This is a genomic window from Parasphingorhabdus sp. (assembly GCF_048267785.1).
In the GTDB taxonomy this organism is placed as follows: Bacteria; Pseudomonadota; Alphaproteobacteria; order Sphingomonadales; family Sphingomonadaceae; genus Parasphingorhabdus.
Genome location: NZ_JBLWWU010000006.1, coordinates 155288 through 172865, shown reverse-complemented (window position 1 = coordinate 172865; position 17578 = coordinate 155288). Strand labels below are relative to the sequence as shown.

At 57.2% G+C, this 17578-nt stretch carries 16 protein-coding genes; 7 read left to right on the top strand and 9 right to left on the bottom strand.

Annotated elements, in window-relative coordinates:
* Positions 1-147: 147 nt before the first annotated feature.
* Entirely contained in the window at positions 148-726 is a 579-nt protein-coding gene (locus tag ACN0VD_RS07030; RefSeq protein ID WP_417593039.1) for a hypothetical protein, read from the top strand.
* A 14-nt stretch (positions 727-740) separates the two neighbouring features.
* On the opposite strand, the gene ACN0VD_RS07025 is transcribed toward ACN0VD_RS07030, so the two are convergent.
* From ACN0VD_RS07025 to ACN0VD_RS06995, 7 genes are all read right to left on the bottom strand, one after another.
* Positions 741-1976, bottom strand: coding sequence for a winged helix-turn-helix domain-containing protein (locus ACN0VD_RS07025; protein ID WP_417593037.1), 1236 nt, complete (start codon positions 1974-1976; stop codon positions 741-743).
* On the bottom strand, positions 1916-2839 hold the full coding sequence (locus ACN0VD_RS07020; protein WP_417593035.1) for a DMT family transporter: 924 nt from the start codon (positions 2837-2839) through the stop codon (positions 1916-1918). Before ACN0VD_RS07020 ends, ACN0VD_RS07025 begins: the two co-directional genes overlap by 61 nt.
* Positions 2840-2944: 105 nt before the next feature.
* Positions 2945-4087 carry an acyl-CoA dehydrogenase family protein gene (locus ACN0VD_RS07015; protein WP_417593033.1) on the bottom strand — a complete coding sequence of 381 codons (1143 nt, stop codon included), beginning with the start codon at positions 4085-4087 and terminating at the stop codon, positions 2945-2947.
* A gap of 29 nt (positions 4088-4116) precedes the next feature.
* Complete coding sequence (locus tag ACN0VD_RS07010; protein WP_417593031.1) at positions 4117-4569, bottom strand: acyl-CoA thioesterase; 453 nt, start codon at positions 4567-4569, stop codon at positions 4117-4119.
* A complete protein-coding gene (locus ACN0VD_RS07005; protein ID WP_417593029.1) occupies positions 4553-5713 on the bottom strand; it encodes an iron-containing alcohol dehydrogenase in 1161 nt (386 codons plus the stop codon). The genes ACN0VD_RS07010 and ACN0VD_RS07005 overlap by 17 nt, the downstream gene beginning before the upstream one ends.
* A 105-nt stretch (positions 5714-5818) precedes the next feature.
* Positions 5819-8401, bottom strand: coding sequence for a TonB-dependent receptor (locus ACN0VD_RS07000; protein ID WP_417593027.1), 2583 nt, complete (start codon positions 8399-8401; stop codon positions 5819-5821).
* Positions 8402-8768: 367 nt separating this feature from the next.
* Positions 8769-11312 (bottom strand): TonB-dependent receptor, encoded by a 2544-nt coding sequence (locus ACN0VD_RS06995; protein ID WP_417593025.1) that lies wholly within the window; start codon positions 11310-11312, stop codon positions 8769-8771.
* A gap of 355 nt (positions 11313-11667) precedes the next feature.
* Between ACN0VD_RS06995 and gpmA the strand changes: the two genes are divergently transcribed.
* On the top strand, positions 11668-12354 hold the full coding sequence (gene gpmA, locus ACN0VD_RS06990) for a 2,3-diphosphoglycerate-dependent phosphoglycerate mutase (RefSeq protein ID WP_417593023.1): 687 nt from the start codon (positions 11668-11670) through the stop codon (positions 12352-12354).
* 10 nt (positions 12355-12364) lie between these two features.
* Here the strand turns inward: gpmA and ACN0VD_RS06985 are convergent, their stop codons facing one another.
* Together ACN0VD_RS06985 and ACN0VD_RS06980 are read right to left on the bottom strand one after the other, a co-directional pair.
* Complete coding sequence (locus tag ACN0VD_RS06985; RefSeq protein WP_417593094.1) at positions 12365-12697, bottom strand: GGDEF domain-containing protein; 333 nt, start codon at positions 12695-12697, stop codon at positions 12365-12367.
* Between the two features lie 5 nt (positions 12698-12702).
* Entirely contained in the window at positions 12703-12945 is a 243-nt protein-coding gene (locus ACN0VD_RS06980) for a GGDEF domain-containing protein (protein WP_417593021.1), read from the bottom strand.
* A 234-nt stretch (positions 12946-13179) separates the two neighbouring features.
* Here ACN0VD_RS06980 and purE point away from each other — a divergent pair, with 234 nt between their 5' ends.
* The 5 genes from purE (at position 13180) to ACN0VD_RS06955 (ending at position 17519) form a co-directional block, all read left to right on the top strand.
* Positions 13180-13668 carry a 5-(carboxyamino)imidazole ribonucleotide mutase gene (gene purE, locus ACN0VD_RS06975; protein ID WP_417593019.1) on the top strand — a complete coding sequence of 163 codons (489 nt, stop codon included), beginning with the start codon at positions 13180-13182 and terminating at the stop codon, positions 13666-13668.
* An 8-nt stretch (positions 13669-13676) separates the two neighbouring features.
* Positions 13677-14747 (top strand): 5-(carboxyamino)imidazole ribonucleotide synthase, encoded by a 1071-nt coding sequence (locus ACN0VD_RS06970; protein ID WP_417593017.1) that lies wholly within the window; start codon positions 13677-13679, stop codon positions 14745-14747.
* 35 nt (positions 14748-14782) lie between these two features.
* A complete protein-coding gene (locus tag ACN0VD_RS06965) occupies positions 14783-15277 on the top strand; it encodes a dihydrofolate reductase (protein ID WP_417593015.1) in 495 nt (164 codons plus the stop codon).
* Positions 15274-16530 carry a dipeptidase gene (locus ACN0VD_RS06960; protein ID WP_417593013.1) on the top strand — a complete coding sequence of 419 codons (1257 nt, stop codon included), beginning with the start codon at positions 15274-15276 and terminating at the stop codon, positions 16528-16530. The genes ACN0VD_RS06965 and ACN0VD_RS06960 overlap by 4 nt, the downstream gene beginning before the upstream one ends.
* 65 nt (positions 16531-16595) lie before the next feature.
* Positions 16596-17519 (top strand): bifunctional riboflavin kinase/FAD synthetase, encoded by a 924-nt coding sequence (locus tag ACN0VD_RS06955; RefSeq protein WP_417593011.1) that lies wholly within the window; start codon positions 16596-16598, stop codon positions 17517-17519.
* Positions 17520-17578: the final 59 nt, after the last annotated feature.

Genomic DNA, 17578 nt, shown 5'->3' with positions numbered 1-17578 from the left:
TTGTAGGATATTCCGTGAAGCCACCATGCGACCGCCAATTTCACGATTTAATTTAATCTTTCATTAACCAACTTCCCCCATATTTTTGCGTCAATGGGTACCGGTCGCTATTGGCTGGTCAGCAAACGTTCAACGGGATCGCTTGAAATGCCTAATTTGCGTATGATTTTGATTGAAGCGGCGATGATTGCCGGTGTTTTGACGACGGGACTGTCGGTATCGCAAACCGCCCACGCATCATCACTTTCGGTCGCTGTACAGGCCGCCGCTACCGATCCCCGGACCGATATCAAAATCGACAGCAGGATTATGGTGGAGCGGACCACTGAATCGCAATCCGGTGAGATGGTCACCACGCTGCTTGATCCGTCGACCGTAAAGGTCATTCCCGGCGACACGCTGCTGTTCATCAACACGTATCGCAACACGGGCGAAAATACCGTAACCGGATTTGTCGTCAACAACCCGGTCCATTCGGCCGTTGCCCTGGTCGAGGTACTGGAAGAGTGGGCCGTGCTATCGGTCGATGGCGGCAAGAATTTCGGTAAATTGTCCGAGCTGAGCGTGACGGAAGACAATTCCGTTGTGGCAGGTGAAGAAGAAATCACCGAGCAGACGAGCCGCCCAGCAAAGGCTTCTGACGTTACCCATATCCGCTGGATATTCGCTTCACCAATTGCACCCGGCGCATCCGGTGATCTGCGCTTTCGTGGCATTGTCAAATAGCAGCGCGATCGCAATTACCCGCCGTCACATTCCCATATGATATCGCCGACCCCGATCAGGCGCGCCAATCGCGCCAGTTCGGAACTCAACTTGCCCTGACGGGCAACCGGCCACCGAATGCCCGGTTCGGGCCAGAGTTGGGTCACCCGCAAATGGCCCGCTGAACGGTCTGCCTTGATTTCGATGCGACCGACAAAACGGTCGCGCTCGAGTATCGGATAGACATAATAGCCCCATTGCCGCTGCGCTGCGGGCACGAACATCTCGTTGCGATAGTGAAAGCCGAACAGGGTGAGCAGGCGCTTGCGGTCGCGGACGACCGGATCGAAGGGATTGATGATACGCAGGCGCGCGGTCGGTTCGGGCACGCTGGCCAGACGGGCCGCGATATCGGGCGGTGCCAGTGCCTTGAACCATTGCCCCTCATGATTTTCCACCTCGACCGCAACACTGTCCTTCGCCGAATCTGCCCAGAGCCGTGTTTCCTTGGCATTTACCGCATCCCAGAACCGCTGGATTTCTCCGGGTGAGCCAAAGGCCAGCCGGTCGAGCGCGTTGCGGCAGAGCCAGTCAATCTGATCGGCCTCGTCATGGTCCGCCTCGCGGTGATGCGAGGGAATCACCCGCTCGCTGAGGTCGTAAAATTTGTTGAAATTGACGCGATGGGAAGTGGCCAGTTCACCGGCATACCAGAGCTGGTCCATCACCCTCTTGTGCGGCGGGCGATCCCACATCTGTTTCTTGCCGCTGACCTTTGTGTCAAAGGCCTGGGTCGACAGCGGACCTTCTGCGGCAATCCGCGCCTTGATCTCCTCGGCCCCAATTTCCCGCGCTGCCTTTTTAAAGGAGGCATAGCCTGCCACCTTTGCGCCCAGCCGCCGGAATTGCCGCTGCCACATCGGGTAGAATTCCATTGGCAGGACCGAGGCGTCATGGGTGAAATGCTCGAACACTCCCCTGTCCTCGCCCAACAGCTTGTCGAGCATCGGCTCGCGGTAATTCTGGTTGCGGCTCCACAGGATATGATGGTGGGCGCGAGTGACATTCTGGATGGTGTCGAGCTGGACATAGCCGAGGCGGCGGATCGTCTCGGGCAGGTCGAGCGGCCCGGTCGGGGTGTCGGACAGGCCCTGCGACTGCAGCCAGAGCCAGCGTGCCTGCCGGTTGCGGATCCGCAGCGCCATCGCGATCAGACCGCGGTCGTTTCGATATGCGCCACTTTCCGGTCCCGCCGCGTTGCCAATATGCAACCGACAACGATCATGGCCGCGCCGGAAACGGTGGTCAGCGTGATCGGCTCGCGGAAAAACAGCCAGCCGAAGATCGCCGCCCAGATGAAGGCGCTATATTCGAGATTGATCAGATTTTGCGCTTCGGCCCGCGCATAGCCCCAGGCGATGAACAGCGAGGAGATCAGCGAGAATATCGCCGCGGCCCCGATATAGGGCAGCGATTCCGCTTCCGGAACGACCGCAAAAAAGGGCGCGAGCAGCAGGAAGGATGACCCGACGACAAGATTCTGGGCGAAGCTGATCTCGATTGGCCCGGCGAGCAGCGCCTGTTGCCGCTGGATCACCAGATTGCCGGCATAGAGAACCGCTGACACTAGAATGGCTCCGATGCCGAGCAGCGCTTCTTTCTCGAACTCGCCGCTCGCCCTGCCCCACGCGATCACCAGCACCCCGGCAAAGCCGAGAGCCGAGGCGTAGATGGCGTTGCGGTGGATGGTCTCGCCGAGGAATACGGCGGCGAGATAAAGCGCGATAATCGGCGCGATGAAGGACAGCGCAATCGCTTCGGCCAGCGGTACCCGCGCCAGACCCCAGAAGAACAGATAGGACATGAAGACGATGATAATGCCCCGCTGCAGATGGACCTTGCGGGCGGCCTTGCCCGGCATTCTGGGGCGGCGCACGAAGAAAACCACCGAAACGATCACCAGAGCGAGCAGCACCCGCCAGAGGATCGCGTTATAGGCGCCAATCTCGATCGACAGACTTTTCATCGCCACGTCCATCATCGCGAAGGTGAGCAGGCCGAAAAGCACCGAACCCGCCGGCAGCAGGATCGGGCCATTTTCTGGCGCTGGGTCAGGGGATATTATGTCAGCCATATATTGTTCCATCAGCCCCGGTCCCGGTGCTTCGACAGGCTCAGCACGAACGGATTTTTCAAGTCCCGCCGGTTATCGCCGGATCGCCGAAAATGGCAAGCGCGATCAGAGGCCCATTTGCCGGACCGCGAGATCGCGCATGATTTCTTCCGAGCCGCCGCCGATCGCCATCACCTTGACCTCGCGATAGAAACGCTCGACCGGATTGCCGCGCAAATAGCCGGCGCCGCCGAGTATCTGCATGGCTTCGCTGGCGCAAAATTCGAGATCCTTGGTGGCGCTGAACTTGGCCTTGCAAATCTGCGCGACCGGCATTTCGCCCTGATCGGCCAGCCAACAGATCTGGTTGAGCCAGCCGTCGAGTCGATCCACCCGCGCCGACATGTCGGCAATCTTGTGGCGGATCACCTGATGCTTGATCATCGGTTTGCCGAAGGTCTCGCGCTGCTGCGCATAGTCTATCGAATATTCGAGCAAGACCCGCATCATGCCGAGAGACTGGGCGACCATGCCGAGCCGTTCATGGTTGAAATTGTGCATGATCTGGATGAAACCGCGCCCTTCCTCGCCGAGCATATTTTCCGCCGGGACGCGCACTTCGTCGAAATAGAGCGACGCCTGATCGGAAGCCCACCAGCCCATTTTCTTGTCGAGCGCGGTGCGCGAGAAGCCCTCGGCATCGGCGTCGACGAGAAACAGCGAAATGCCGTTCAGGCCCTCGCCACCGGTGCGCGCGCCGATGACATAGTGGTCGGCGGTCATGCCGCCGGTGATGAAGGTCTTGGCCCCGTTGATCACCCAATGATTACCGTCCTGCCTTGCGGTGGTCTGCATATTGGCGACGTCCGATCCGCCACCCGGTTCGGTGATGCCAAGGCTGGAGCCCTTTTTGCCCAGCACGATATCTTTCAGGATGCGGTCCTTGATATCCTGCGACGCCAGCTTGTGGATCGGACCGATGGAAATGCTGCGGCCGCCGAGCGCCGCCAGCGTGCCGCCATTATGCGCTCTTGCCGCTTCCTCGCCCCAGGCCGCGCGCATGAAGATATCGTCCATGCCGAGCCCGCCATATTTTTCGTCAACGCCAAAGCCCCAGACGCCGAGTGCGCCGGCTTTTTCGTGGACCTCCCACGGGATTTCGCCCGCTTCGTCCCACTGGTTGGCGAACGGCTGCAATTCACTTTCGGCAAAGCGGCGGCAGGTTTCGCGGAACTGTCGGCGTTCTTCGTTATCAAAGGGGCGTAACATGTCTCTCTCCCGGCGATTTAATCGTCTGATTAAACTTCTATCGCTTCCAGTGCGGAACGCAAGGGGGATGGCAGAGAAACCGGTCGTCTTGTGTCGCGATCAACATAGACATGGGTGAAGCTGCCGGCGGCGGAGGCAATATCCTCGTCGCCGCGAAACAGGCCGACACCATAAGTCACGCTGCTGTTGCCCAGCCGGTCGACGCGAATCCGCGCCATGACATCGTCGGGAAAGGCAATCGGCGCGAAATAGTCGCAGCTGGTATTGACGACCAGACCGATGGTCTCGCCCCCGGTGATATCGAGCGCGCCCTGTTCGACCAGATAGCGGTTTACCGCGGTGTCGAACCAGAAATAATAGATCGCATTATTCACATGACCATATGGATCATTGTCGTTCCAGCGGGTGGTGATCGCCGAGCCGGTGCGATAGTCGCTCCTTACCGGAGGTTCAGCCCTCGGGCTTTTACCAGGCGGCATCATAGATCCTTTGCGCGTCGGCCAAGGTCACCTCTTTGGGATTGTTGACCAGCAGCCGGACCTGCAACATCGCCGCTTTGGCGAGTTCGGTGGTGGCGTTTTTGGCGATGCCGATGTCCCGCAGCTTGCGCGGTGCCTTAACCTTGACCGCCAGTGCCTCGAGAAAGTCGATCAGTTGCTGCGCCCGCGCTTCGCTGCTGTTCTCGCTGCCGCGCGGCAGATCGAGCGCATCGGCGAGCTCGGCATAGAGCGGCGCGGCGGCTTCCAGATTGAATTGCATGACATAAGGCATGACCAGCGCGTTGGAGAGGCCGTGCGGGATATGATAAATGCCGCCGAGCGGATAGGCGAGCGCGTGGATCGCGCCGACCGGACTGTTCGCAAAAGCCTGCCCGGCGAGCATCGAGCCGCGCAACATCGCTTCGCGCGCCTGCATGTTTTTCCCGTCAAAGCAGGCGATTTCGATATTGGCGGTGAGCAATTTCAATGCCTCGATCGCGAACATATCGGAGACGGGGTTCTTGCCATTGCGGCTGGTGTAGGATTCAATCGCATGGACCATCGCATCGATTCCGGTTGCGGCGGTCACATCGGCGGGAAGGCCGAGAGTCAGGGCCGGATCTAGCAAGGCAACATCGGCAACAAGATGCGGCGAGATGATACCGGCTTTGGTCGTTTCGCCAGTGGTCAGGATCGAAATGGCGGTGACTTCCGATCCGGTGCCGGATGTGGTCGGGATCAATATGGTCGGCAGGCCCTTGCGTTCCAGCAACCCGATGCCGTAAATCTCCGCAAGCGGCTGGGCCCCGTCGACCGCGAGAGCAGCAACCACCTTTGCGGTATCAAGCGAACTGCCGCCGCCCAATCCGATAACGATATCGACGCCCGCGGCTTTGGCCGCTTCGATGGCCCGCAAGACAATCGCTTCCGGCGGGTCGGCAATCACGGAGTCGAATATCGCGACCTCGAGACCGGCTGCCCGCAAGGTCTGTTCAACCGGTGCGATCAGGCCCGCATCGACAATGCCCTTGTCGGTGACAATCATCGGTCGGGAAGCACGCAGGGCCGCGATCTGGCCGGGCAGTTCGGCGAGGCAGCCTTCACCAAAGTGGAGCACGGGGACGGTCTGGAATATATAGTTTTTCATAGCCTTGGTCTTTTGCACCTATGGTTCTGCCGCGCAATAAAAAGGGGCCGGAAGGACCGGCCCCTGATTGCCTGGTGACGAAAAGCCACCAAATTCTCCTAGCTTCTAGAATGCGCCACGAAGCGTCAGGCCATACATGCGCGGTTCCTGAACAAAGGCCGAGCGTGATGCTGCAGCGCCCGATCCGCGAAGTACGGTGTTGAATGTCACACCGCGTGTCGCTTCGTTGGTCAGGTTGGTAACCCACGCTTCGATCCCCCATGCATCATTGATATCACCGATACCGGCGCGCATGTTGATCTTGATATTGCCGTCCTGGATATCAAACGGAGCCAATGGCGCCGCATCGACAGCAGCCTGAACGCTGCCGGCTGTTGCGATATCCGTCGCACTCGGGACAACAATTGCCTGAGTGGAAGTCCGGCGATCGCTTTCCATGCGAACCTGACCATTCACGAAGAACTTCATGCTGCTACCCAGATCGCGATCATAGGTTGCGCCCATGATACCGACCCATTTCGGAGCATTGGTCAACGAATTGCCACAGAGCGACAATACGTTGGCTGACGTTTGCGTACCGGCACAATCTTCCGGATAGCGCGCGTCTGTGTAAGTCAGGCCACCGTTGATGGTGAAATGCCTGCTTGGACGGGCCAGCATTTCCAGTTCGACACCGGTGGATTTCGCCATCGGCACGTTGAATGTGGTAAACTGGGCACCGGTGAATTCCAGCACCTGGAAATTGCTGAATTCTTCATGGAAACCCGCAATATTCACGGTCAACGCATTATCGAGAAACTTGCCCTTGAAGCCGACTTCATAGGCATCGACTTCTTCCGAAAGAAAGCTTGGGTCGCTGCCACCGACCGCGGCTGTCGAGTCAAGATTGAAGCCGCCGGATTTATATCCGTGCGTGAAACTGGCATATACCGTGATCGGAGAAGCAAATTCATAGCTTACCTTACCGGTGTAAATCAGCTCTTCATCGCTAAATGTACCGGCAAACGAACGCGGAAGCGGGACGGCGGCTGCCTGGGGCAGATCAGCCGGAGCCGTGAACGCGAAACAGCCGGTTCCGAAGAGGCCGTTGGCCAAGGCAGAGCCGCCGGCCAATGGCGGAGCCGGCGCGGCGCCAGCAGGCGGAACCCCCAACAGGTTGCTCAGAATCGCCGGACAGAGCGCATTGGTCACCGAAGGCTGGGTAAAGCTACCGTCCTTGCTTTCATCCGAATAACGCAGACCAACGGTCAGTTTCAGCCCGTCTACCACCTCCAGCGTATTGTGCGTGAAAATCGACCAGCTTTTGCTGCTTTGCGAATAGGCATTTGTTGCGCGAACGGTTGCAGCATCGATGCCGCCGGAGAAGAGCGCAAGCGGAGCAGGACCGGCAGCACCACCAAATAAAGCACCAACCAGAGCATCATAATCTTCGCCGAGGCCAAAATTGACGACCTGACTGATATCCTCGTCGGAATAATATCCGCCGACGAGCCAGCTCAGCGCGCCATCAAGAGCATCGCCCTGTACCCGCAATTCGTGCGTCATCGTGTCAATGGACGTGCCCCCGCCCGGTAGAACGTTAAAGACATCCAGACCCGAGAAGTCCGAATCATAGGATTCGCCGGCACGGAACTCGCGATAGGACCCGATATAGACCAGGTCGGCAGAGTCACCGACGGGCACTTCCACCTCGGCGGTTACGCCCCACTGATCATTGCTGTTCGTCGACTGATAGCTTTGGGTCGCGATGCGATTGTCGACGGCGCGCTGCATCGTTGTCGTATCAAACGGGTTTACCGCAACATCCGGCGCAGCCATGCCGCCCCGGGCACCAAGACCGACCAGACCGAAAAATCCGGCCGTTTCAACCGGAGACTGATATAATTCTACAGCTGCACAGCAGCTGGCAGTGCTTTTGGAATAATCAGCAATCAGACGTCCGCTGATACCGCCCTCGGTTTCGAAACCGAGCTGGCCGCGGATCAGATATTGATCGGTATTGTTGGATTCACCGTTTGTCGCACCGGTGGAATCGATGCTGGTGATATAACCGTCACGCTTGCGGTAAGCACCGGTAACGCGCAGCGCCAACGTATCTTCAATGAGCGGGGCGTTGATCGCGCCCTGAATGCTCATATGGTCAAAATTGCCATAGGTCGCGTTCACAAAACCGCCAAAATCATTAAGATCCGGACGTGTGTTGGTGATGTTCAAGGCACCGGCAGACGTATTCCGGCCGAACAAAGTACCTTGCGGTCCGCGCAGAATTTCGACGCGTTCCACGTCAACAAATTCACCCAGCGCGACGCCAGGGCGCGATTGATAGGCACCATCGACAAAAATACCGACGGCCGATTCAAAGCCGATGTTGTTGGAAGTGGTGCCGACGCCGCGAATACGAAGCACAACCGTTCCAGACGCTGTTTGCGCGTTGGAGGTCGAGAAGCTTGGCGATACACTGCCGATATTCTGCACGTTCACCACGCCCTGCTGCTCGAGCTGAACCGAGCTGACCGCGGTCACGGCAATAGGAATATCCTGCACGTCCTGTGCCCGGCGGGTTGCCGTCACGATGATTACATCATTTTCGAATGTTTCCGCTTCCTGCGCGGCATCCTGTGCAAAAGCGGGGGTGGTCATGGCAGATGTGCAAAGCGCCGCCATGAGAATTTTATTGATTGCTTTCATTTATCTTCTCCCGTTGAAATCGCCGTCGTCATCGCCATTTTCCTGGGGGGATGGCTTGTTTTTACGACAGCTGTGAGCGAGACAGTCCTTTAATTGATCCGTTAAATCAAGCCGGGAGGGGTGGATGCAGGCCGTCTCCGGGATAGGCGTTGCAAATATGTAACATTCAATCTGACCATGGAAAACTTAGAAATCGGCGCTCATACGCCGGCATCGATGTTAAAATGACACATCCCATAATCGTATTTGTCACACTGAGCGCGTTGATCACCGGATGTTTTGCCGCAGTAAACGGACGAAAAAAAAGGCGACCGGAAAATCCGGCCGCCAGTTGTCTATTGATAGAATAAACCGCAGTCGGCTCGCGTTAGAATTTGCTGCGAACGGTCAGCCCATAGCTGCGCGGTTCCTGGATGAAGACCGACCGCGAACCGGACCGCAGGACCGTGTTGAACGTAACCCCCCGCGTCACCTCGTTGTTCAGGTTGGTCACAAAGGCCTCAATCCCCCATGCCTCATCCTGGCTACCGATACCGGCGCGCAAGTTGATCTTGATATTGCCGTCCTGCGTTCCGAACGGAACCGGCGTCATCGCCGCCAGATCGGCGGTTTCAATGGCCTGGGTCCCCGTCCGGCGATCACTTTCGAAACGCAATTGCGCGTTGAGAAAATATTCCAGATCATCGCCCAGTTCATTTTCATAGGTGGCGCCTGCAATACCCACGAAATCGGGCGCGTTGGTCAGCGAATATCCACACAAGGCAACAACATTGACTGACGTTTCGGTCCCGGCGCAATCCTCAGGATAGTCGGCGTCGGTGATCGTCAGGGCAGCATTGACAGTGAAGTGGTCGCTCGGCCGGATGGTTGATTCAATTTCCACGCCCTGCGTTTCCGCTTTGGGAACATTGAACGTCTGGAACTGCGCTCCGGTAAATTCCAGAATCTGGAAATTGGTGAACATCTCGCGGAATAAGGCCAGATTGAGTGTCACCGCATCGTCGAGAAGCTTCGCCTTCACACCAACTTCATAGGAATCGACTTCTTCTGACAGGAAGCGGGGATCCGCACCGCCAGCCGCAGCGGTCGAATCGAGATTGAAGCCACCTGACTTATAGCCATGGGTAAAGCTGGCATAGATATTGACCGGATCGGCAAAGGCATAGGAGATCTTTCCGGTGTAGATCAGTTCGGTATCGCTAAATGTCCCGTCGAATGTGCGGGGTGTCGGCAAGACCGCCGCATAGGGCGCATCGGCGGGCGAGAAAAAGGCGAAGCAACCGAGACCGAACAGGGCATTTTGCAACGCGGCTGGCAGAGTGCTCAAACCACCACCGGGCGAGATTTGACCGATGATCGCCGGGCAGATGGGATTGTTGGTGCCGCCGCTGGCAAAACTGCCGTCTTTGCTTTCATCCGAATAGCGCAGCCCTAATGTCAGCTTCAGTCCGTCGGTTACAGCCAACACATTATGGGTGAAGATGGACCAGCTTTTGCTGTTTTGCGCATATTGATTGGCGTTAGTGACCGTTGCCGGATCAAAACCCGTGATATTTTCAAGCGGTGTCGCTCCGAGGAAAATCGGGCTTAGCGGATTGAGAGTGGCTCCGCCCGTCGCACCGGCAAGCGTGGCACCGACCACTTGGTCATAATCCTCTCCCAAGGCAAAGGTCAGATCCTGGGCAATCTCTTCCTTGGAATAATATCCGCCCACGAGCCAGTTCAGCGCACCGCCGAGCAATTCGCCCTGAACCCGGATTTCGTGCGTTCTGGTTTCGATGAACGTGCGGTTTTTCGTAACGTTGAACAGATCAAGATCCGAAAAATCATTATCATAGGCTTCGGTCGCATCATATTGGCGATAGGAACCGATATAGATCAGGTCCGTGCTGTCGCTCAAAGGCACCTCGACTTCACCGGTCACACCCCATTGATCGAAGTTTGTTTGCGGAGCGTAGCTGGCGGTCGAAATCCGCTGGTCGGCGGCGGCCTCAGCGGCGGTCGTATCAAATGGATTAACCGCAACAACAGGTCCCGCCATACCACCGCGTGCGCCCAATCCCACAGCCGCGAACAGGCCAGAAGTTTCAAGCGGCGATTGCAGGACTTCAATCGCGGCACAGCAGCCTGCAGTGCTTTCGGCATAATCCGCGATCAGACGTCCGCGAATGCCGCCATCGGTTTCAAAGCCGAGCTGACCGCGCACGAGATATTGATCTGTCCCGTTCGATTCACCAATTTTGGTGCCGCTGCTGTCTACTACAGTCACATAGCCATCGCGCTCGCGATAGGCACCGGTCACACGCAGCGCCAGATTACCCTCGATGATCGGAACGTTGACCGCACCTTGCACACCCATCAGATCACGATTTCCGTATGTGGCATTGGCGAAGCCGCCAAATTCATTCAGATTCGGTCGCACATTTGTGATATTCAGAGCGCCGGCAGACGTATTGCGTCCGAACAGCGTGCCCTGTGGCCCGCGCAGCACCTCGACGCGCTCAACGTCGACAAATTCGGATAGCGCGATACCGGGACGGGACTGATAGGCACCGTCGATGAAAATCCCTACCGCCGATTCAAAGCCGATATTATTGGAATTGGTGCCGACACCCCGAATCCGCAACACTACTGACCCCGACGCCAACTGGGCATTGGATACAGAAAAACTGGTAGACACGCTGGCGATCTCGGAGACACCGACAACCCCCTGGCGTTCGAGCTGAACCGGGCCGACGGCCGTCACCGCAAGGGGAATATCCTGGACGTCCTGCGCACGCCGGGTGGCCGTCACAATGATCACATCGTCATCGAAGGTTTCCTCTCCGCCCACGAGGTCTTGTGCGCATACGGGGGTGGCCATCGCGGTGGTACCAAGTGCAGCGATGATCAATTTGCTAAGCTTGTTCAAAAAAATTCTCCAGATTGAAGCATGATCTATTTGCCTGACTGCGCTGAGAGGGGGATGGCTTGCCGCTATTGCAGCGAACTCGTTGCCAGACCTTTATCACGAACTTTCATTCGAGTAGCGTGGCCGGGAACCGAACCGACCGGTTTGTAACCGCTCTAGAAAGATAGTCTTGATATCGCGTTAAGGTTAACGGCATGTCGAAACGCAGCTTAACGTCTGAGGGCAAAAATCAGCGCGCGACTGACCGGTCTGGGCACACCGGATGAGAGCCCATCCGTGCTTCGGCCCTAAATCACTCTTGGCGACCTCCGTCATCGGCGCTAGAGGAGGTCACGAACAAGCTTAAGGACAATCAATGCCTCAACTCATCCTTCTTCGCCATGGCCAGTCGCAATGGAATCTGGAAAACCGTTTTACCGGTTGGTGGGATGTAGACATCACCGAAAAAGGTGTGGAGGAGGCCAAGGCCGCCGGGCAGTTGATGAAGGAGCGGGGCATTGACCCCAATATCTGTTTTACCAGCGTCCAGACCCGGGCAATCAAGACGCTCAATCTCGCGCTGGAGGAAATGGGACGTCTCTGGCTGCCGGTGGAAAAAAACTATCGGCTCAACGAGCGGCACTATGGCGGTCTGACCGGCCTCAACAAACAGGAAACGCGCGACAAGCATGGCGACGAGCAAGTCCATATCTGGCGGCGCAGCTTTGATACACCGCCGCCGCCCATGGCGTCGGATAGTCCCTATCAAATGTCCAATGACCCGCGCTACGAAGGAATTGAAGTTCCGGCAACCGAAAGCCTGAAAGATACGATCGTGCGGGTCCTCCCCTATTGGAAGAGCCGGATCGCGCCGGAATTGCAAAATGGCCAACGGGTATTGATCTCGGCCCATGGCAACAGCCTGCGTGCACTGGTCAAACATCTGTCCAAGATTCCGGACGACGAAATTACCGGCCTGGAAATCCCGACCGGCCAGCCGATTGGCTATGAACTGGACGACGAACTGAACGAAATTGAGCGCTATTATCTCGCGGATCGATAATCCCTAGCGCCTATCCAACTTTTTCTTTGGCCCGGTACATCGCGGCGTCAGCGCGGGACATAAGGCCTTCGACCGTGTCTTTCGGACCGACAAAACAATAGCGGACGTTCGCGTCAACAGGTAGGGACTGGTCCGCATAGGTGCAATTTGCTTTGCCAAACTGGTCGACGAGATATGCGATTTTTTTCTCGACCTCATCGGCATCCATATTATCGAACAAAAGACCGAACTCATCGCCGCCTATGCGCGCTGCGATGTCCGACGTGCGGATGTGGAGCCGCAATATCTGGGCCAGACGCGCCAGCACAATATCCCCGGCGGCATGACCATGATTATCATTTATCTTTTTCAGATCATCGACATCAAGAAATAATACAGCACAATTATCACCATATCACCATATCGCCGACATCGCTCGACCCGGCTCTGAAGGCTTTGGACAAAATACCGCCTGTTGGGCAGGCCGGTCAGAGTATCAAGATAAACATGCTGATCCATTTCCGCGATATCGCGTTTTAAATCGCCAGTTTCCCGCTGAAGGACAGCACAAGTGACACAATTCTGTTCATTGCTTGATTTATTCTTCTTCATGTCATCCTCCATTCTTAGTATGTGGCACCGGAATATTTGCATCTATCTGATAAAACAAGATAATTAATTATCACAAGTGTAAATATTTGTGAAATCCCGGATCGGCAGTCCGGTGTCACACCGACTGGCTCCGATTTGTCGCCGTGAAATTTCATACCGGCCATAAGTGTCATTGCGTCCGCGCGATTTCATGACTAAACCACGTTGCTTCCGTAGCATTTGTCAGGGGCAAAAATGGTCGAAGCTTCTCCTCCGGTTGGGATTATCATGGGCAGCCAGTCTGACTGGGCAACGATGAAGCTTGCGAGCGACATCCTCGATCAGCTGGGCGTTGCGCATGAAACCAAGATTGTTTCCGCGCACCGCACTCCTGGCAGGCTCTATGACTATGCTCAATCAGCGGTGGGCCGCGGACTGAAAGTGATTATCGCCGGCGCTGGCGGCGCGGCGCATCTGCCCGGCATGGTAGCATCCATGACCCGCGTGCCCGTCCTTGGCGTGCCGATCCAGTCAAAGGCGCTGAGCGGCATGGACAGCCTGCTTTCAATCGCGCAAATGCCCGCAGGTATCCCGGTCGGCACATTGGCAATCGGCGACGCGGGCGCAAAGAACGCGGCGCTGCTGGCAGCAGCCATTCTTGCCAATGAAGACCCTGCACTGGCCGAACGGCTGGACACATGGCGCGCTGAGCAGACAGCATCCGTCGCTGACCAGCCCGAATAATAGCGCTTATGAAAACACTCCCTCCCGGATCAACCATCGGCATATTGGGCGGCGGCCAACTCGGTCGGATGCTGAGCGTGGCGGCGGCGCAGCTCGGCTATCGCTGCCATATCTATGCGTCCGATGCCGGCAGCGTCGCCGCGGAAGTCTCCGCCCAATTTACCTGCGCGCTGGATGAAGATATCGTCTCTCTGACCCGCTTCGCAGAAAGTTGCGACGTTATCACTTTTGAATTTGAAAATGTGCCGGTAGGTCCGTTGCACCAGATTGAGGCCTGCGCGCCGCTTCATCCGCCAATCACTGCGCTCGACATCGCTCAGAACCGGGTGGCCGAGAAAAATTTTGCCCGCACCCATGGCGGAACCACCGCTCCCTTTGCAGAAGTGTTGGATCGCCCTTCACTGGATACCGCGATCGCCGAAATCGGCGCTCCGGCGATCCTCAAGACCATTCGGATGGGCTATGATGGCAAGGGCCAGTCGCGAATCCGGTCGGGCGACAATCTCGACAGCCACTGGGAAGCGGTGGCTCATCAGCCATGCGTTGCCGAGGGTTTCGTGACCTTCGACCATGAATTTTCGGTGATATTGGTACGCGGACAGGATGGCGAAATTCGTTTCTGGAACACCCCGCACAATATCCATGAAGACGGTATATTGGCCCTCTCGGTCGCCCCCGCCCCTGCCGCCATATTGGAACAACAGGACGCCGCCCGCGCGCTGGCCGCGAAAATGGCAGACGCGATGGACTATGTCGGCGTCCTGACCTGCGAATTTTTTGCTACCAAAAACGGTCCGGTGTTCAACGAAATGGCACCACGGGTGCACAACAGCGGCCACTGGACCATCGAAGGGGCGGTCAGCAGCCAGTTTGAAAATCATATCAGGGCGATCTGCGGATTGCCGCTCGGCGACACCGGACTCGCCGCGAAAAACGTCGAGATGCACAATCTGATCGGGGCGCAAGCCAACGACTGGCAGAGCCTGCTATCCGACGGCGCAAACCATCTCCATCTCTATGGCAAGGGCGAGAGCCGGCCGGGTCGAAAAATGGGTCATGTCACCAAATTGCATTTCTAATTTGCAGTCTGCCGGAACTGCGCTAGGCGTCGCCCATGAACCATCCTGAAATCATCCTCTTCCTTGCCCGTGCCGACAATGGCGTGATCGGCGACGGCGACACCATTCCCTGGCGCCTGCCCGAGGACCAGAGGCGTTTCAAAACGATGACCATGGGCAAGCCGATGATCATGGGCCGCAAGACCTTTGACAGCCTGCCCGGCCTGTTGCCCGGACGGCGTCATATCGTGCTGACCCGAGACAAGGACTGGGAAGCCGATGATGCGGAGACTGCGCACAGCATTGAAAGCGCCCTGAAAATAGCCAATTCTCCACATATCGCGGTGATCGGGGGAGCGGAAATCTACAAGGCCTTTCTCGACCGCGCCCACCGGATTGAACTGACCGAAGTGCATCTCAAGCCCAAAGGCAATATCAAGATTCCGGCCTTTGATGATGCCGTCTGGGAAGAGACGATGCGCGAGGATCATCAGCCAAAGAATGACAAGCCCGGTTACAGCTTCGTCACATTGAAAAAGAAAATCGGATGAGGAAATTCCTGGTGGCGCTTTTGGGCCTCGGCGGGATCGCCCTCGCCGCCTTCCTGATTTTGGCGCCGGCATGGTTCGACAAGCAAACCAATATGGTCGACGGCAAGCCGCTGCCGGAGATCAGAGCCGAGGCGCAGAAGCTGCACGACAGCCTGATGATCGTCGACCTGCATGGCGACACATTATTGTGGAAGCGCAAGATTACCGATCAAACGGACTATGGTCACATCGATCTCAAACGCCTGCAAGAAGGCAATGTCGGGCTACAGGTCTTTTCCAGCGTAACCAAGACACCCAAGGGCCAGAATTACGACAGCAACGGCGCCGACACCGACAATATCACCCTGCTCGCGATCGCCCAGTTGCAGCCTGTGCGGACCTGGTTTTCTTTGCTCGAACGGCAGCTCTATCATGCCCAAAAACTCGACAAGGCCGCCGCAAAATCGGCGGGTGCGATGCTACCGATCAACAAACCCGGCGACCTCGACCGGTTGACGGCAGGGCGTATGACAAAGAACGGACCGGTTGGCGTGCTCTTTTCCGCCGAGGGTCTCCAGACGCTGGAAGGCAAGCGGGAGAATCTGCAGAAACTCTATGATGCCGGGATGCGGATGGCAGGGATGGTGCATTTTTTCGACAATGAACTGGCCGGGTCGATGCATGGCATAGACAAGGGCGGCCTGACCGATTTTGGCCGAACCATCATCGGCGACATGGAAAAAATGGGAATGATCGTCGATATTGCCCATAGCAGCCATGCGACGGTTGCCGACATTCTCAAAATGGCGAAGCGCCCGGTGGTCTCCAGCCACGGCGGCGTACAAGCGGTGTGCGGAGTCAATCGCAACCTGACCGACGAAGAAATCAGGGGCGTTGCGGCGACCGGCGGCGTCATTGGTCTTGGCTATTGGGACGGGGCGATGTGCGACACCGATCCGGCGACGGTGGCCAAGGCAGCAAAACATGTTCGCGATCTGGTCGGGATTGAACATGTTGCGCTGGGCAGCGATTTTGACGGCGCGGTGACGACTCGCTTTGATGCCAGCGGACTTGCGCAGATTACCCAGGCATTGATCGACGCGGGCTTTACCGAAGCGGAAATCCGCGCGGCGATGGGGCTGAATGCCTTGCGGGTGATCAAGGCTGGACTGGTGCCTTTGGCGCAGACCGTCGCCCCGGCGAGTGAAAGGCAACCGAAGATCGACCCTGAAAGCCAATCCGATAACCATGCTCGCACCTCGGAGGCGGGCTAGATGCCAGTCTGTGCCAGCATGACGACTATGTTGAAACATGCGCAGAAACCCGCAATAGCGATTCGATGATTCGACTGAACGGAAAAGACCGCATTGAAGGCGAACTGCGTGGAGCTATTGTGGCACTGGGCAATTTTGACGGCTTTCATTTCGGCCATCAGGCGGTTGCCGGGAAGGCTCTGAGCTGGGCGGAAGACGAAGGTCGCCCGGCGATCATCGCTACATTTGATCCGCACCCGGTGCGCTTTTTCAAACCCGATATCGCGCCTTTCCGGCTGACCAGTCTGGATCAGCGCCAGCGGCTGTTTGCCGATGCCGGGGCCAGTGCGATGCTGGTTTTCGCATTTGATGCCGGACTGGCCAGCACAATGGCAGAAGATTTCATCACAAAACTGCTGGTCGACCGCTTTGGTGCGGCGGGCGTGGTCACCGGGGCCGATTTCACTTTTGGCAAGGGTGCCAAAGGCGACATCAATCTGCTGCGTGAAATCGGAGCGGCGCACGGTTTGAAAGCCAATGCGGTCAGCCCGATCAGCGATAGTGAAAATGTCATTTCATCCAGCCGCATCCGTGCCGCCCTGAAAGAAGGCAAATGCGAGGAAGCGGGTCGGCTGCTGACGCGCCCTTTCACGATTCAGGGGGAAGTGATCCACGGCGACAAGAACGGTCGGCTACTGGGCTTTCCCACCGCGAATATCGACATCGGTCAGTATCTGCGCCCTAAATACGGTATCTACGCGGTCAAGGGCCGCCTGCCCGATGGCCGGGTGCTGAATGGCGCGGCGAATCTGGGCATTCGTCCCAGTTTCGATCCGCCGAAGGAATTGCTTGAGCCCTATTTCTTTGATTTTGATGACGATCTTTATGGCCAGACCATCGAGGTGGAATTGCACCATTTCCTGCGCGGGGAAGAGAAATTCGGCGATCTCGAGGCGCTCAAAACGCAGATGAAAAAAGACTGTGACAGGGCGCGAGAGCTGCTGGCTTAGGCGAGTGGATGGGTGCGAACCTATTTGCCGTTCGTCCTGAGCCTGTTGAAGCACGCGTC

Bases quoted from the DNA above. Each gene is read 5' to 3' on its own strand.
- ACN0VD_RS07030 (WP_417593039.1), top strand. From the start codon at position 148: ATGCCTAATTTGCGTATGATTTTGATTGAAGCGGCGATGATTGCCGGT.
- ACN0VD_RS07020 (WP_417593035.1), bottom strand. From the start codon at position 2,839: ATGGCTGACATAATATCCCCTGACCCAGCGCCAGAAAATGGCCCGATC.
- ACN0VD_RS07015 (WP_417593033.1), bottom strand. From the start codon at position 4,087: ATGTTACGCCCCTTTGATAACGAAGAACGCCGACAGTTCCGCGAAACC.
- ACN0VD_RS07010 (WP_417593031.1), bottom strand. From the start codon at position 4,569: ATGATGCCGCCTGGTAAAAGCCCGAGGGCTGAACCTCCGGTAAGGAGC.
- ACN0VD_RS07005 (WP_417593029.1), bottom strand. From the start codon at position 5,713: ATGAAAAACTATATATTCCAGACCGTCCCCGTGCTCCACTTTGGTGAA.
- ACN0VD_RS07000 (WP_417593027.1), bottom strand. From the start codon at position 8,401: ATGAAAGCAATCAATAAAATTCTCATGGCGGCGCTTTGCACATCTGCC.
- gpmA (WP_417593023.1), top strand. From the start codon at position 11,668: ATGCCTCAACTCATCCTTCTTCGCCATGGCCAGTCGCAATGGAATCTG.
- ACN0VD_RS06980 (WP_417593021.1), bottom strand. From the start codon at position 12,945: ATGAAGAAGAATAAATCAAGCAATGAACAGAATTGTGTCACTTGTGCT.
- purE (WP_417593019.1), top strand. From the start codon at position 13,180: ATGGTCGAAGCTTCTCCTCCGGTTGGGATTATCATGGGCAGCCAGTCT.
- ACN0VD_RS06970 (WP_417593017.1), top strand. From the start codon at position 13,677: ATGAAAACACTCCCTCCCGGATCAACCATCGGCATATTGGGCGGCGGC.
- ACN0VD_RS06965 (WP_417593015.1), top strand. From the start codon at position 14,783: ATGAACCATCCTGAAATCATCCTCTTCCTTGCCCGTGCCGACAATGGC.
- ACN0VD_RS06960 (WP_417593013.1), top strand. From the start codon at position 15,274: ATGAGGAAATTCCTGGTGGCGCTTTTGGGCCTCGGCGGGATCGCCCTC.
- ACN0VD_RS06955 (WP_417593011.1), top strand. From the start codon at position 16,596: ATGATTCGACTGAACGGAAAAGACCGCATTGAAGGCGAACTGCGTGGA.